Source organism: Oscillatoria salina IIICB1 (assembly GCF_020144665.1).
GTDB lineage: Bacteria > Cyanobacteriota > Cyanobacteriia > Cyanobacteriales > SIO1D9 > IIICB1.
In genome coordinates this window covers 1-15,902 of record NZ_JAAHBQ010000023.1, presented here as the reverse complement: position 1 = coordinate 15,902, position 15,902 = coordinate 1, and the positions used below count along the sequence as shown (strand labels likewise).

Below are 15,902 nucleotides of genomic sequence, written 5' to 3'. Positions count from 1 at the left end.
AACTGATAACTGTTCACTGCTAACTGTTAACTGACCTAACCGCTCCCTAAAACGAATAAACTGAGTAAAGTCCCGCCATTCCAAAGACTGTGAAGTAACATTGGTGCGAGAAGATTGCGCGATCGCGTGTAGACAAATCCTAAGACGATGCCTAACATTGTTAGCGGTAGCACTTCTGATAAACTCAAATGAGCGATGGAAAATATTAAACTGCTACCCAGAATTGCTCCCCAAACTGGCACGTAACGAGTTAAGGAAGGTAATAAAAATCCTCGGAACATTATTTCCTCAAATACTGGTGCTGCTACACTAGCGGTGATAAAAAAGATTGCTAATACTACGCTATCTTTCGCTTCTAAAGCTAAAAGTAAAATCGGGTTACTTCCGCCTTGTCCCTGCCAAATTTGTTGGTTAACGAGCGAGACAATTACTACTAAAGGAACGGCTACTAAATATCCACCTATTCCCCAGAAAATCCAGTTACCTGTAGGTTTAATCCGGAACCAACTTTTAGGTAAGGGTAAAAATTCTTTAATCGAAAGAAACAGCACCAGTAACCCGGCAAAAGCCATTAATAAGTAACTAATTAACACGTAAATTGCTTTCGCTCGCAAACCTAAATTTGTCGGATTAAATCCAGATAAACCTAACAATAATGGCAGGATAATTTGCCCGATTGTAAAAAAGCCGACAATCAAAACTTGCCAAGTAATTTCCCAATTCCAAGGTGTTTTCCAGGGTACGCCGCTATGCGTTGCGAGAATTGATTCTTTGCCTTTTAAGGCTACTTGTGCTAAGAGAGAAACCAATAAAATAATACCGAGAAAACCAGCGATCGCCGGAATTCCTCCGATTAATGCTAACTTAACCATTGCTGTTTGAGCAACGGTTTCTTCTTGACTTTCTAAAGCTGCTAATTTCGCTGATTGTCCTTGGATTTCGTACAATTGATGCAAAGCTCGGTAGCGAAACCAACCTTCGAGATTTGCTTGAATTGTCTCTTCCGCACCAGGGATAACTACCGGAATTTCCGACCACAAACCCTTGACAATTTCTGCAATCTGTGCATTAGTCGCATCAGCCAGATTATCAGGAGAAGACTCAATGATTTGATTCCAAGTAGCGATCGCCTCTTCAGTGCGATCCTGCCTTGCTTGTATAATACCAATCTTAAGCTGAAGTTCATCAATAAAGCGATCCACTTGCGCGATCGCATTTACTAACTGTTGATTTTGCTTATTTTCTCCCGGTGGTTTCCCTAAAGGTGGAACTTCAACGGTAGAATCATTAATTCCTGTTGGTTGTTGTTGTTCCAATTTACGGCGTAAATTTTCCCTAGACTTTTCCGCAACTTCTAGAGATTTTTCATACTGTTTTTGTGCAGAGGAATAAGCTTTTTCCCCAATCAAAGCTTGACGAGCAAAATCAAAATTCTCCTGAGCTGATTCGCGATTATTATCAACTTGATATTCACTCGCGTGTAAAATCAAATTAGTCTGATACAATTGCAAGCGACTTTGTACTTGTGGTTGACTAAAACTACCTACCAAATCGAGGAGCAATTTACCCACAGCAAAAATGGTCAGCAACGTTAAAATAAATCGTTTAATGGTCATAGACGGCAAAAGTAAACTGTAACTAACCTGAGAATTAGCTTGTCAAAGCCTAAATCATTTTTCATTGACATCTTACCTTAATTTCAGCTAAATTAGTTTTCTAACCAACAAATTCAACTAAAAACTATTTTAGGAACCTCGCAGCCAATCTTGAATTTCTTGCGCCAACCAAGCACTTTCATGTTCTCCTAAAGCACCACCAAGTCGATAATTTTTAGCCGCCGAGCGAATCATTACTTCATAAACCTCTCCTTGCTTATAAACTAAAACATTAAAAATTTCGCCAATATAGCCCGTCTGTTGTCCGTAACGAAACCACAAAGTTTGTCGTTCCAAACCAAAGCGAGAACCCTGAAAAGAAATTCGAGTTCGTTCGCCCATAAATTTAGCAAAAAAACCTACCAAAATGATTGTAAACAGCAAGCCAAAAGTGGGAGCAGTTAAAAGTAAAGTAATCGATAAAAAGAAAAAACTCGAACCTAGGTACAGCAAAAAAAATGCCCCAAGCGCACCATAAATCGTTAATTTACGGAAGCCACCAGCCGGAATGTCAATTTGTAAACTTTGAGGCGACTTTTCTAATTTGATATAAGTACCAACAGGTCGATGTAATTTTCTCAGCGCCGAAATTCTGCGAGTATTATGAGTAGGTTCAACCAAACCTGACTGTAATATTTCTAAAGCTCGACGAGCAGTAGGATAACGTTTTTCAATAGCCGACTCAGTAACCTTTTCAATCCAAACGAGAAAACTAGAGTCAATACTAACTAAATGACGAAACTGAATCCGAGAATCTTGATGAGGTAACTCAGCCGGAGCAATACCCGTAAGTAAGTGTATCAGAGTTGCGCCCAAAGCATACAAATCCGACGCAGCCACAGCTCGACCCCAAAATTGTTCCAAAGGTGCATAACCACTCGTTCCCACCACCGTAAAAGTAACCCCAGTCACAGCAGCTTGAGCCTGTACTGCCCCAAAATCTACCAAATAAACGCTCTCATCTTCGCCCCAAATCAAATTACTCGGCTTAATATCCCGATGCAGTACAGGCGGAGACAATTCGTGTAAATAAATCAAAATTTCCAGCACTTGCACAGCCACCGAACGCACCTGGGCTTCCGTAAAGCGCTGACCTTGCGTTAATAATTCTTGCACAGAAACACCAGGAATATAATCCTGTACCAAGCCAAACCAACACAAACCCGCACCTGCTTCTTTACCCAGAGAAAAATAATCTCGATAGCGAGGAATACGAGGATGACTTAAAGCTTGTAACACTTGCGCTTCCCGCTCAAACAACTTTAACTCTTCCCACTGCATTTGGGGACTAAACGCCAGCAATTTCAGCGTCACTTGTTCCCCAGACTGATTATCCAATGCTAACCAAGTTTGACGACCAGCAGCCGTATGTCCTAACTGTTTTTCTAACTGGTATCTGGTTTGTAATATCTGGTTTGATGCAAACACAGTCGTACCCCACATGAGTGCTTTATTTGCATCTTATCTTTTCTAGCATGGCTCGCTGCAAGTTAAAATGACGCTGTTTAAAGGCTGTAACCTGGGGAGAAAAAAATTGACTACTCGCGTTGTTATCGTTCGTCACGGTCAAAGCAGCTATAATGCTTTGAAAATGATTCAAGGTCGCTGCGATGAATCTGTACTTACCGAACAAGGTCGTGCTGATGCGCTGAAAGTAGGACAAGCACTTAGTAAACTTAACTTTAACGCATTTTATGCTAGTCCCTTACAACGAGCAAAGCTAACGGCGGAAACTATTCAAAATTGCTTAAATAATCCTCCCACTTTGGTACCTCACGATTTATTGATGGAAATTGATTTACCTTTGTGGGAAAAGTTGAAAAAAGAGGATGTCCAAACAAAATTTGCTGAGGACTATCGCTGTTGGAAAGATACTCCTCATCAGTTTAAAATGTTGCTCTCAACTACCGAAGGAGACAAAGAACATTTTCCGGTGCTGGCTCTTTATCAACAAGCACAGCAATTCTGGCAAGAAATCATTACCAAACACCAAGGCGGGACAATTTTAATTGTCGCTCACAATGGCATCAATCGCTGTTTAATTATGAGCGCGTTAGGCATTCCTCCGGAACGTTATCATTCTATTCAACAGACAAATTGCAACATTAATGTTTTAAATTTTACTGGTGGTTTCGGAGAAGCAGTACAACTAGAATCACTCAACCAAACCACTCATCTAGGAATTCCTTTACCACTACCTCGTTCCGCAAAAAATATGGTACGAGTTTTATTAGTGCGTCATGGAGAAACGGAATGGAATCGAGTTTCCCGCTTCCAAGGTTCTCGCGACGTTCCTCTGAACGAAAATGGCAAAGAACAAGGAAGAAAAGCAGCAGAATTTCTCAAGAATACCGAGTTAACTTTTGCTGTCTCCAGTCCCATGTTGCGCCCCAAAGAAACCGCCGAAATCATTTTAGAAAATCACCCAGAAATCTTTCTAGAATTACAACCAGATTTGTGTGAAATCGGTCACGGATTATGGGAAGGTAAACTAGAGCCAGAAATTGAAGAAGAATTTCCCGATTTATTACGTCAATGGCGAGAACAACCAGAAGCAGTCCAAATGCCCGAAGGCGAGAATTTACAACAAGTGTGGGATCGCGCGATCGCCTGTTGGAATGATATCATTCAAGTACAGTCAGAAGAAGCTGCTAAACAACCACAAACTGGGATTATTGTCGCTCACGATGCCATCAACAAAGTAATCCTTTGCTACCTCCTTGGTTTACAACCAAAAAACTTTTGGAACATCAAACAAGGTAATGGCGCAGTAAGCGTTATTGACTATCCCAAAGGTACAGCAGGCTACCCAGTTTTACAAGCAATTAACCTGACTACTCACCTCAGTGGTGGAGTCATCGATCGAACTGCGGCTGGAGCCTTATAACAGTTATCAGTTGACAGTTATCAGTTAACAGTTATCAGTTATCAGTTAACAGTTATCAGTTAACAGTTATCAGTTATCACGTACCCGCAGTTACCAGTTATCAGTTATAAATTACCAACAAACAGTCACTCTCATTCATTAACTAATTCTTGACAAATCTAATTGTAAATAAAAAACCAAACCCAATCTAAATTCCACCAACTCTTCGCGATCTTTCTTTGCGCCTACTCGTTCGCGTAGCGTCTCCGTAGGAGAAGCGAGAACGGCTCCGCCGAATGCGCGAGAAAAAAACTAAAAATAAACTGACTTAACAAATGAATAATAAACTCCTCGAACAAGTAAAAATTATCGACCCAGTTGCCAATAAAGAACAAACTACCGATGTGTTAATTATTGACGGTAAAATTGAAGCAATTGCAACCGAATTAAAAGAGGTACCAGAAACTATTTCCAGACGAGATTGTCGCGGCTTAATTTTAGCACCAGGATTAGTAGATTTATACAGTCACAGTGGCGAACCCGGACACGAAGATCGCGAAACTTTATCGAGTTTAGCGGCTGCGGCGATCGCCGGAGGTTTTACTCGCTTGACAATTTTACCAGATACTGTTCCACCCCTCGATAATCCAAGTAGCTTGGCTTGGCTAAAAAAGGGGGGTAATGACTCAAAATCTGCTCCCACATTGCCTCATTTTTCCTTCTGGGGGGCGCTAACTCAAGCGATGCAATCCGAACAAATGACCGAGTTAGCCGACCTTGCTGCCGCAGGTGCGATCGGCTTTACAGATGGGCATCCAGTGGCGAATTTAGGGCTTTTAAGGCGCTTGTTAGAGTACCTACAACCAATGGATAAGCCTGTGGCTTTAATGGCGGCTGACAGCCATTTAAAGGGCAATGGCGTGATGCGCGAGGGAACGCTTTCTATCCGGGCGGGTTTACCAGGAGATCCGGAAATCTCCGAGGCTGCGGCGTTAGCGGCGATTTTGGAGGTTGTTGCGGCGACAGGTACAGCAGTGCATTTGATGCGAATTTCGACGGCTCGTGGGGTAGAATTGATAGCTGAGGCGAAACAGCGAGGTTTGCCTGTAACTGCGAGTACGACTTGGATGCACTTGCTGTTAGATAGCAAAGTTGTCGCTAGTTATGACCCTAATTTAAGATTAGAGCCACCTTTGGGCAATCTCAAGGATCGAGAGACTTTGGTTAGGGGAGTGAAAGCAGGAATTGTGGACGCGATCGCGATCGACCATACGCCTTATACTTATGAAGAGAAAACTGTCGCTTTTGCTTGTGCACCACCGGGCGCGATCGGTTTAGAATTAGCTTTACCCTTACTTTGGCAAGAATTTGTCGCGACAAAAGAATGGTCGGCGTTAGAATTGTGGCAAGCTTTAACTGTTGCACCTTGTCGCTGTTTACAACAACAACCTGCTAGTTTTCAGGTAGGAGAAAAGGCAGAATTAATCTTATTCGACCCCGAACAAACTTGGACGGTAAATCAAAGTAATCTAAAATCGAAAAGTGCCAATACTTTTTGGTTAGGTAAACAGGTAACGGGAAAAGTTCTTCAGGTTTGGAATGAATAATCCTATTCACTCAGAACGCTTCGCCAACAAGATTTCCCAAAATTAAGCTATGTACTTGAAAAAGCTAAATGTTAAAAAATTCTCTCTCTCAATATTCTTACTGATTATTTTAATAGCGACGATAGTATTTGGTTGTCAAAACTCATCGGAGCAAGTAGACAAATCTTATTTTGATAGTGCCGAAACGATAGAAAGACTTTCCTTAGACACAGGGGTACTTACCATCTGGTGGGACAAAGGTTTTATCGAGGAAGAAAAGACGTTTTTCCAAAAAATTGTTAACGACTGGGAAAAACAACAAAACAAAAAAGTTCAGCTAGTCTTTTTCGACGAAAATCAATTAGTTGAACAAATCGAAGCAGCAGTAGCAGCAGGAAATCCTCCCGATCTCACTATCGATCGCACTCAATTAGCACTTTTGTATGCCTGGGAAGATAAACTTGTAGATGTGAGTTCGACCATCGCACCAGTTGCAGATTTTATTTCCGACTCAGCATTAGAAAATGCCCAGCTTTTTAATCAAGTTGAGCAGAAAAAAAGCTATTACGCCGTACCTCTTTATCAAGAAGCTGTTTATCTTCATTACTGGCGAGACTGGCTCGAAGAATTAGGATATAGTCCACAAGATATTCCTCAAGATTGGGATGGTTTTTGGGAATTTTGGACTCAATTACAAGAGCGCTTGCGTTCGGAACAACAGCAAGAAATCTTCAGTTTAGGGTTTCCTAGTTCCCCATATTCTACAGAGACTTTCTTCCTTTTTGAATATATTTTAGAAGCCTACAACGTTCAAGTTGTGGACGAAGCAGGGCAGCTAGTAATCGAACAGCAGGAAAACCGTCAAGGACTTGTGGAAGCTTTAAAATGGTGGTCAGAGTTATACCAGGAAGGATATATTCCACCTTCAGCTTTAGTCTGGAGAAATGAAGACAACAATTCTAGCTTCTATAATCGAATTATGGCGATAACAGCTAATCCCAGTCTTTCAATTCCGGCTGCTCGCTTTCACGAAAAGGATCTTTATTTAAACAAGCTAGCTACAATAGAATTTCCCCGTAAACCTGATGGTCAGCCAATGCGCTACTTAATTGAGGTTAGGCAAGCTTTGATCTTTAAAGATTCTCCGAACCAAAAAGATGCAAAAAGCTTTTTATCCTATCTAATTGAGCCAACAGTCTTAGACAGCTATATCGAAGCAGCAGATGGTCGTTTTTTTCCTGTAAATACATCTGGTTGGAATGACCCTTTTTGGACGAATGCTGACGATCCTCATATTACTGAAGTGAAGAAAATTATGACTCAATCTCCTACTCGTCCTTATTCTTTCAGCACCAACCCAGGCTATGTAGAGGCGCTAGAAGAAAATGTTTGGGGTGAAGCTCTTTATGGGATCTTGGTTGAGGGGATATCTCCAGAAAAAGCAGCCAAAAACGCGATCGCCCAATTTCAAGAATTTTTTGCGGATTGGCAATAATGTCAAACTAATTGATATGGACAGAATCAGTAAAAAGAACATTGTTATCTGGTTATCTTTAGCGCTTTTGACCCTGAGTGTCATCATTGGCTGGAATGTTTTTAACTTTTCTCAAGAGAAAATTGCGATCGCCATTGTCGCTCCTTTGACCTCAGAAGATCAAACAACAGCAGCAGCAGGTGAATCTTTGTTGAAAGGAGCGCAACTTTACATCGACGAGATTAATGAAAATGGTGGCATTGAAGGCAAAAAGCTAGAGTTACGAGTTTATGACGATAAGGGAGAGGTAGACGAAGCAATCGAGGTTGCTAAAGACATTGTTAGTTCCTCAGCTTTAGCTGTAATTGGTCATTTCTCGATCCCAACCTCCGTAGCAGCAGGAAAAATTTATCAAGCTTATGGTATTCCTGCAATCACAGGGTCGGCTACGGCTGACGAAGTAACTAAATGGAATAACTGGTATTTCCGCACAATTTTTAGTAATAAGCTTCAAGGGACTTTTATTGCTAACTACATCAACAAAATTCTTGAATATCCGCGAATTAGTCTTGTTTATAGCTCTGACATTTACGGGGTTAAGTTAACCGAAGATATAGAAGTAGCTTTTGAGGAATTAGGAGGAGAGATTTTTAGAAAGTGGGAAATCCAAGAAAATTCTTATAATTTAACCAAAGATAAAATCGTCGAAGACTTAGTTGCCCTTAAGGAAGAAGGTGAAGATCCTGGGATGATTGTCATGGCAACCGACAGCGAAGACAGTAGTAGTTTGCTTGCCAAAATTAGGCTTCACGAGCTAGAATTTCCAATTTTTGGTGGCAATTCTTTAGGGGAAGTTTCGTTAGCTCACAAATTTGCTAACTCTCCTCAAGAGCAAAACGAGCCGGGTTTTTTTACCAATGGTGTTTATGCTTTAGCACCGATTATTTATGACATTTCTGGTGAAAGGGGACAGCAATTTAGAAATCGATTTGAAGAACGTTACGGATATATACCCGGTTGGTTTGCTGCTGGTTACTATGATGCAGCCCATGCAGTTGTAGCAGCAATTGAACAATCTTTCAGCGACGAAAAACAGTTACTTCGAGACGCGATCGCGCAACAAGATTTTCGAGAAAGTCGTTATCTAATCAAAGAAGCATTAGCAAAGCTTAAATCGATCGAAACAACGATCGAAGCCCAAGCACAAGAGACTCAGTTTAACAGCCAAGGAGATCCCTTAGTTCCCTATCATGTAGGAGTTTTCGATCGAGGAAAATTTATTTCTGCTTTTACACAATTAGAACTTATTTCTGATGTAGAAAAAGTTAGCGATTTCAATGAACAGCTAGAAAGTGGTCAGATTATTCAAGTAGGAAACCAGTATCTAGAAAAAACCGATATTGTCTATGTTGGAATTGATATTAATGAAGTCAGTAAAATTGATGAAAAAACTTCTTCTTATTTGCTAGATTTTTATCTCTGGTTCCGCTATCAAGGTGATGTTAATGCCGAAAACATTGAATTTACTAACTATAGTACGGAAAGACTCGATTCTGGTGAAAAATTTACCTTAGATGAGCCAATTATCGAAGAACAACAAGGAGAACTTAATTATAAAGTTTATCGCATTAAAGCAGATTTTAACGAACTATTTGATTTTCGTAATTATCCTTTGGATAGCCAAACCTTAGCTGTGCGCTTCCGCCATGCCAATTTAACTAGAGATAAACTAATTTATGTAGTAGATTATGTCGGTATAAAAGACACAACCACTAAGGCGATTCTTGAAAAGTGGGCAAGAGGCAAAGTTTTTGACAAAATTACTGACTGGAATGTAGAAAAAATATCCTTTTATCCAGACATTATGATTAATACGTCAACATTAGGCGATCGCCGCTTTATTGATGCTGACTCAGAGATGCAATATTCTCGTTTTAATGCTGTTATCGAGATCGAACGAGATTTTATTAGTTTCAGCGACAAAAATTTATTACCTTTATTCTTTTTCGTTGTTGTCGCTTATCTCATCCTCTTCCTTCCTTTTGAGGATATTTCTATTGAAGCTGTGAGTGGACTACTTCTAGCAGTTGTTTTTTATCACCTTAGTTTAATTGATGCACTACCAGAAGGAGTAGGTTATGTAGTTGCCCTTGACTATGCTTTCTACATTGTTTATAGTTTATTGGCTTTAGAATTGCTAATCTTGACGATTGGTCGTAGCAATCGGTTTCACGAACAAAAACAGAGCGTAGCATTAATGAAGTTTTCTCGCATTGCTTTTCCGATAATTTTATTAGTCAGTTCGCTTTTGTTCTACTGGAAATATGTTTAAATTGTCGTTATTTTAGTCCTAATTGTTGTAGCAAATCATCAGCCCAAGTTCGCTCTGTTTCCGTAAGTTTGGGTATCGGTGGTTGAGAATAATCGATTTGTAAATCAAAGCTAGCTTGGTCGTAAATTTGATTAATTAATGCTTGTAAATTAATTACTGGTTCGCTATCTTCTCGACGTAAGGGAAGGGGAAATTCTGGAATAGTTTCACGCAAGTTAAAAGCATATAAATCAGCTTGGGGACGACGATTTTCTTTACTAACTAAAATCCGATAATCGCTTTTAATTCCATTAGTATCCATCGGCATTGCTTCTCCCCCACGTAATAAATCTATTTCGACTAAATGAGTGGAACTTCCTAAGATTCGCTGGCGTTTTTGCAAGTATTTTTCTCGACCTTTTCCGGCGCGTTTGTTGGTGGGAGATAATAGTTCAATTGCGGTAATTACTTGCTTAGTTTTTACGTCTCTAATTTCTAAATATCCTTCTTTGATGGTTTCTGGAATTGGTAAATTTACAGTTAAAGGTTTAGTTGCTGGTGTGGCGACAGCGACATTAGTTTTTGTTGATTTGCTTGCGGTTTGAGCAGCTTTAATGGTAACATCAGGAAGTCCGACTAATAAACTATCTTCGCCGCTAGTTTCGTAGGTACGAACTTCTACTGCTACTAGATATTTTGGTCGTAGTTGTGGAGAGAGAGAAAAAGCAATTGTGCTAATTAAAAGGTGATGAAATCCTGACCAAAATAAAGGACTTTCTAAGTAGGGGTTCATTCCAGGAAAAGGAGAAGGCATAGTTTATGTTTGTCACTATTTATTCTTTAGTTTAACATTATTTTAGTCCTAATTGTTGTAGCAAATCATCAGCCCAAGTTCGCTCTGTTTCCGTAAGTTTGGGTATCGGTGGCTGAGAATAATCGATTTGTAAATCAAAGCTAGCTTGGTCGTAAATTTGATTAATTAATGCTTGTAAATTAATTACTGGTTCGCTATCTTCTCGACGTAAGGGAAGGGGAAATTCTGGAATAGTTTCACGCAAGTTAAAAGCATATAAATCAGCTTGGGGACGACGATTTTCTTTACTAACTAAAATCCGATAATCGCTTTTAATTCCCTTAGTATCCATCGGCATTGTTTGTCCCCCACGTAATAAATCTATTTCGACTAAATGAGTGGAACTTCCTAAGATTCTCTGGCGTTTTTGCAAGTATTTTTCTCGACCTTTTCCGCTACGTTTGTTTGTAGGTGATAATAGTTCAATTGCGGTAATTACTTGCTTAGTTTTTACGTCTCTAATTTCTAAATATCCTTCTTTAATTGTTTCTGGAATTGGTAAATTTACAGTTAAAGGTTTAGTTGCTGGTGTGGCGACAGCGACATTAGTTTTTGTTGATTTGCTTGCGGTTTGAGCAGCTTTAATGGTAACATCAGGAAGTCCGACTAATAAACTATCTTCGCCGCTAGTTTCGTAGGTACGAACTTCTACTGCTACTAGATATTTTGGTCGTAGTTGGGGTGAGAGTAATCTAGCAATATCGATAATTAACCAATGGTGAAATCCTGACCAAAATAAAGGACTTTCTAAGTAGGGGTTCATTCCAGGGAAAGGAGAGGGCATAGTTTATCTTTGTCACTATTTATTCTTTAGTTTAACATTATTATTTCAGTCCTGATTAAAGAAAGACACTACTCATATTCATCAGTTATTCCGTTATTCCAGCATCAATTCCACCGTGGCGTTCTAATAGCCTCATCATTGCCCATTTTCCGTTGATTTTCGCCAGATGCAGAGGTGTATCGCCATCAAGGAGATTGTCTATACTATTTACATCAGCACCATGCTCTAGCAATAGTCTCGCTATGTCTAAATGACCTTCCCAAGCTGCTTTATGTAATGGTGTTTCTCCACAAAAAGCCTCGCGAGCATTAACATTTGCTCCATGTGCAATTAATAATTCTGCAATGTGTGTGTAACCTTGTCTGACTGCCAAATGTAATGGTAAACTAGTCCTTGATGAAACTTGCATATTGACATCTAATCCCTTATTAATTAGCAACTCAACCATTTCTAAATTATTGAGAAATATGGCTAAATTAAGTGGATTTCCTACTAGTCCATCGCAATCAGTCTTTGCACCCCGATCTATTAACAATTCTACTATATCTCGACAATCGTATCTAACTGCTTGATGCAAAGGAGCGTCACTTACCTCGGCACCAAAGTTAATGTCTGCACCATTGTTTAATAATAATTCAACTACATCTCCATGACCGCCCATTGCTGCTAAGTGCAATGGTGTCATCCCACGATTACGCTTAGAATTGAGCGGTTGTTCTTGCTGAATGAAACTTATAACTTTTTCCACATCTCCCCGTAAAGCTGCATAGTGAATGCCAATTTTTGCATCCAATTCAAGATACATTGCCTCTAATTCCGAGTGTTGTTCAATTGCTGCTGCAAGTAAAGGATTTACTCCATCTTCTTCATCTAAGCCTTGATTAATGTCTGCTCCATGTTCAATTAATAGTTCTACTATTTCCTGATAACCACGATTAGTAGCAATACAAATTGGTGCTATATATTGACCAGCACGAATATCAGGGTCTACGCCTTTTTCAAGACAATTTCTTACAGTTTCTATATCTCCTTTCAAGGCAGCGCTTTGAATTTTTCTAATGGGATTGGTCAAGATTTTCCAGAAGATGAAAATTAAAGCTCCAATAGCCCAAAGGTAAATAAATAAAACATTTGTATTCAAGACGTAAATACTCCCAATAGATATTATTTCTGATAATTGCCGACCGCCCACTGCTTGACCTGTAAATTGAAGCACTTTCGCGTCATATTGCAGCGATATACTACATCTTACCCTCTCCTCAAGGAAAGGAGAGAGTAGTCTTAGAAAGAGATGTTATGACAATGAATTGACTTCGGGTAAGTTGTCGCTGCTGGTTTCTGGGCTTTGATTGGTAAACAATTTAAAGTAGGTGGAAACGCAAATTTCTTTGATAGGAAAGGCGAGAAAAGTCAGAGGATTGATGGTGACAATAATGTCCCGAAAATCGCGAACTGCTAAGTTAATTATTTGCTTGGCTACCCAGTCGCTAGACATCACCCCAATGGGGTTGAGGTTACTTTTGAAAGGACCTAAAATTAGTTTGCGGACGACACAAGGTGCATCTAAACGTTTGAGGGTAACAATGTCTCCTAATGAACGTTTAGTTAGTTCGTAAAGGGGACTAAAAGCGGGTCCAACTTCTGCTTCAGAGGTGTTTACCCAAACTTCTTTGGTAACTTTATCTGCATCGGTTTTGACAGTTGTAAAAAATAATTCGATTAAGCGCCAAGCGGAAAAAGTGTTAACTTCGTAGGAAAGAGCAATATCTTCTTTTTTCCTGTCGCCATGTACATTGATACCATGATTAATAATCAGGATATCAACTTTTTCCAATTCGCTTGCGAGTTCTGCTTCTTGACCAACTTGCCAGATAATAGTTTTAACTGGGTCATTGGGTGTCAAAGCAACAGTTTTTCCGCTAGAAGTAAGGGCGATAACTTTTGCTTGCCGCGATCGCAACTCTTGGATTAAACTTTTACCTAACGTTCCCGATGCTCCAGTGATAGCTACGGTTTTACCTTTGAGCGAAACTGCTGTACCCATGATTTTATCGATGAAGGTGAATGTACCGCAATAATAGGCGTTTTGATTGTCGAAGTGGTGTCGCCAGTGATAGGATCGATTAACTAACCATTTTCCAGGTAAGCTGGTAAAGCTGCCGGGACGATGGGTAAGGTCAGTTAATTCGTCTGCGTAGGCTATTCCCAATCCTCGCGCGATCGCACTCAACAAAAAGAAGATTGTATAAAGAGTACCAGCCCATGCTGTCCATTGCTGCTCAATTCCCCAAATCAACATGATTCCTGGCGGTAATAAACTGAACAGCAGCATCACTAAAGCTTCTGGTACGTCATTATACCAGTGGGCTTTCCGGTAAATCGTATCGCTGACTACTGATAAGTCTGGGCGAAAAACTCGATGATGCCAAACGTGCAGTCGATACAATGAAGGTAGGACGTGACCGAGAACATGATAAGAGTCTCTTACCAGTTCCACCCAGAAAACAGAACTTAAACCAGTCGTAATTGCTATCAAAATTTCCATTATAATCAAATCAAAACGTAAGGATCGCTTTTCTTTTAAAAATTTAACAGAAGGTGGAGGTAGTGGCGCCACTTTGATAAAAGTAAAGAGTCTGATTTACTAGCAACAATAGGAAAATCAAATCAGCTATTAGGTAGCGAAAAGAGACGAATCAGGACAGAAAGTGGCTAAAATAAAATAAAATAACCAAAAAAAGCTGTAAAACCGAAAAAAGCAGCCAAAACAAAAACGACGCTCAATAGCATATTATTAGCAAAAAGAAAATTTACGCAAAGAAATCACATATGCCGCATAATTCCTGGCAAGAAGATAACTCTAACAACGAACTCGATCCGATTAGCTCTTTTTTCTCGGAGTGGTCAGATCCTGAAGACGAAGAAGAAGAATTTAGAAGCGATTTTTTCCAAGGTTTAGCAGGACGGCGACAGAAAGCTGCTCTGGTATTAATGACTATTTGGGGTGGGATTATTGCCCTACATTATGTTTGGTGGGGGTACTATGTAATTCTCAGTTTGACAGGATTTGTCGTTATTCAATCATCCAGGCTAGTTTTCGGCAAACCTAAGCCAGACCCCGAACCGTTAACTGACGCACAATTAGCAAATGCGCCGACTGTTTCGATTTTAGTGTCGGCAAAAAATGAAGAAGCGGTGGTGGGGAAGTTGGTAAAAATGCTGTGTAACTTAGATTATCCTGCCGATAAATACGAATTGTGGGTAATTGACGACCATAGCACCGATAAAACGCCCGAATTGTTAGATAAATTGGCTGAAGAATACCCACAACTAAAAGTGTTGCATCGTTCGGCGAATGCTACTGGTGGCAAATGTGGGGCGCTAAATCAGGCTTTGGCTTTGAGTAAGGGAGAGATAATTGCTGTATTTGATGCTGATGCGAAAGTATCTGCTGATTTACTGCGCCGGGTAGTACCCTTGTTTGCTGCGAAGCAGATGGGTGCAGTCCAAGTAAGAAAAGCGATCGCCAATTCCAGTGTTAATTTTTGGACGCGAGGACAAGATGCAGAAATGGCGCTGGATAGCTATTTTCAGCAGCAACGCATTGCTGTAAGCGGAATTGGCGAATTGCGCGGGAACGGGCAATTTGTCCGTCGTACTGCTTTAGCCCGTTGTGGTGGTTGGAACGAACAAACAATTACCGATGACTTAGATTTAACCATTCGCTTACATTTGGATGGTTGGGAAATCGGCTTTTTACAATTTCCCGCCGTCGAAGAAGAAGGAGTCGAAACAGCGATCGCCCTTTGGCATCAACGCAATCGTTGGGCAGAAGGCGGTTATCAGCGTTATCTCGACTATTGGCGTTGGTTGGGCAGCAAACGCCTTAGTTTGAAGAAAAAAATGGATATGTTTACATTTTTGCTGCTTCAGTACCTCGTGCCCACAGCGATCGTACCAGATACCTTGATTTGGGTGGCGCGCGATCGCCTGCCCATCGTCAGTCCGCTAACTGGTGTACTCTTCTCGATGTCTTTGTGGGGAATGTTTGCAGGTTTACGCCGCATCCGCAAAAATGAGCAACTAAGCTTCGCCCAATTGTTAGTTCTCTTCGCTCAAGCTGTGCGCGGTATGATTTATATGCTGCATTGGACATTAGTCATGTCGAGTACCACAGCGAGGATGTCCGTGCGTCCGAAGCGACTAAAATGGGTGAAAACCGTCCATCAAGGTAGTGGCGAAGAAAGTTTCGAGTTTTAATTAGGGTTTGCCAGTTGCGGAATTGAATAGTTGAAAATAGTGCGATCGCTGATTGAATTTGTTGCAGCGATCGCCTTTCTCTTTCTGGAAAAAAGCCAATTTGGAAGAAAAGA

11 protein-coding genes are annotated in these 15,902 nt (G+C 40.4%); 5 read left to right on the top strand and 6 right to left on the bottom strand.

Features of this window, described 5'->3' with window-relative positions:
- Positions 1-35 precede the first annotated feature (35 nt).
- Positions 36-1,616 carry a type II CAAX endopeptidase family protein gene (locus tag G3T18_RS08515; RefSeq protein ID WP_224410122.1) on the bottom strand — a complete coding sequence of 527 codons (1,581 nt, stop codon included), beginning with the start codon at positions 1,614-1,616 and terminating at the stop codon, positions 36-38.
- 129 nt (positions 1,617-1,745) lie between these two features.
- A complete protein-coding gene (locus G3T18_RS08510) occupies positions 1,746-3,098 on the bottom strand; it encodes a serine/threonine protein kinase (RefSeq protein WP_224410121.1) in 1,353 nt (450 codons plus the stop codon).
- Positions 3,099-3,189: 91 nt separating this feature from the next.
- Here G3T18_RS08510 and G3T18_RS08505 point away from each other — a divergent pair, with 91 nt between their 5' ends.
- From G3T18_RS08505 to G3T18_RS08490, 4 genes are all read left to right on the top strand, one after another.
- On the top strand, positions 3,190-4,542 hold the full coding sequence (locus G3T18_RS08505; RefSeq protein WP_224410120.1) for a histidine phosphatase family protein: 1,353 nt from the start codon (positions 3,190-3,192) through the stop codon (positions 4,540-4,542).
- A 314-nt stretch (positions 4,543-4,856) separates the two neighbouring features.
- Entirely contained in the window at positions 4,857-6,128 is a 1,272-nt protein-coding gene (locus G3T18_RS08500; RefSeq protein WP_224410119.1) for a dihydroorotase, read from the top strand.
- A gap of 49 nt (positions 6,129-6,177) precedes the next feature.
- Positions 6,178-7,602, top strand: a complete 1,425-nt coding sequence (locus G3T18_RS08495; RefSeq protein WP_224410118.1) for an ABC transporter substrate-binding protein — start codon at positions 6,178-6,180, stop codon at positions 7,600-7,602.
- On the top strand, positions 7,514-9,913 hold the full coding sequence (locus G3T18_RS08490) for an ABC transporter substrate-binding protein (protein WP_224410117.1): 2,400 nt from the start codon (positions 7,514-7,516) through the stop codon (positions 9,911-9,913). The genes G3T18_RS08495 and G3T18_RS08490 overlap by 89 nt, the downstream gene beginning before the upstream one ends.
- A gap of 7 nt (positions 9,914-9,920) precedes the next feature.
- On the opposite strand, the gene G3T18_RS08485 is transcribed toward G3T18_RS08490, so the two are convergent.
- The 4 genes from G3T18_RS08485 to G3T18_RS08470 all read right to left on the bottom strand — a co-directional run bounded on the left by G3T18_RS08485 (position 9,921) and on the right by G3T18_RS08470 (position 14,074).
- The gene (locus G3T18_RS08485) at positions 9,921-10,706 is read right to left on the bottom strand and encodes a DUF4058 family protein (RefSeq protein ID WP_224410116.1); all 786 of its coding nucleotides are present in this window, start codon (positions 10,704-10,706) and stop codon (positions 9,921-9,923) included.
- Between the two features lie 37 nt (positions 10,707-10,743).
- Positions 10,744-11,529 carry a DUF4058 family protein gene (locus G3T18_RS08480; protein ID WP_224410115.1) on the bottom strand — a complete coding sequence of 262 codons (786 nt, stop codon included), beginning with the start codon at positions 11,527-11,529 and terminating at the stop codon, positions 10,744-10,746.
- Between the two features lie 85 nt (positions 11,530-11,614).
- Positions 11,615-12,745, bottom strand: a complete 1,131-nt coding sequence (locus G3T18_RS08475) for an ankyrin repeat domain-containing protein (RefSeq protein WP_224410114.1) — start codon at positions 12,743-12,745, stop codon at positions 11,615-11,617.
- A 78-nt stretch (positions 12,746-12,823) separates the two neighbouring features.
- On the bottom strand, positions 12,824-14,074 hold the full coding sequence (locus tag G3T18_RS08470) for a bifunctional sterol desaturase/short chain dehydrogenase (protein ID WP_224410113.1): 1,251 nt from the start codon (positions 14,072-14,074) through the stop codon (positions 12,824-12,826).
- A 284-nt stretch (positions 14,075-14,358) separates the two neighbouring features.
- On the opposite strand from G3T18_RS08470, the gene G3T18_RS08465 reads away from it, so the two are divergent.
- Positions 14,359-15,789: a glycosyltransferase gene (locus G3T18_RS08465; RefSeq protein WP_224410112.1), complete on the top strand. Its 1,431-nt coding sequence runs from the start codon at positions 14,359-14,361 to the stop codon at positions 15,787-15,789.
- The last annotated feature ends 113 nt before the right edge of the window (positions 15,790-15,902 follow it).

Coding starts and splice junctions, on each gene's coding strand:
- G3T18_RS08515 (WP_224410122.1), bottom strand. CDS start 1,616: ATGACCATTAAACGATTTATTTTAACGTTGCTGACCATTTTTGCTGTG.
- G3T18_RS08480 (WP_224410115.1), bottom strand. CDS start 11,529: ATGCCCTCTCCTTTCCCTGGAATGAACCCCTACTTAGAAAGTCCTTTA.
- G3T18_RS08500 (WP_224410119.1), top strand. CDS start 4,857: ATGAATAATAAACTCCTCGAACAAGTAAAAATTATCGACCCAGTTGCC.
- G3T18_RS08490 (WP_224410117.1), top strand. CDS start 7,514: ATGGGATCTTGGTTGAGGGGATATCTCCAGAAAAAGCAGCCAAAAACG.
- G3T18_RS08470 (WP_224410113.1), bottom strand. CDS start 14,074: ATGGAAATTTTGATAGCAATTACGACTGGTTTAAGTTCTGTTTTCTGG.
- G3T18_RS08510 (WP_224410121.1), bottom strand. CDS start 3,098: ATGTGGGGTACGACTGTGTTTGCATCAAACCAGATATTACAAACCAGA.
- G3T18_RS08465 (WP_224410112.1), top strand. CDS start 14,359: ATGCCGCATAATTCCTGGCAAGAAGATAACTCTAACAACGAACTCGAT.
- G3T18_RS08495 (WP_224410118.1), top strand. CDS start 6,178: ATGTACTTGAAAAAGCTAAATGTTAAAAAATTCTCTCTCTCAATATTC.
- G3T18_RS08485 (WP_224410116.1), bottom strand. CDS start 10,706: ATGCCTTCTCCTTTTCCTGGAATGAACCCCTACTTAGAAAGTCCTTTA.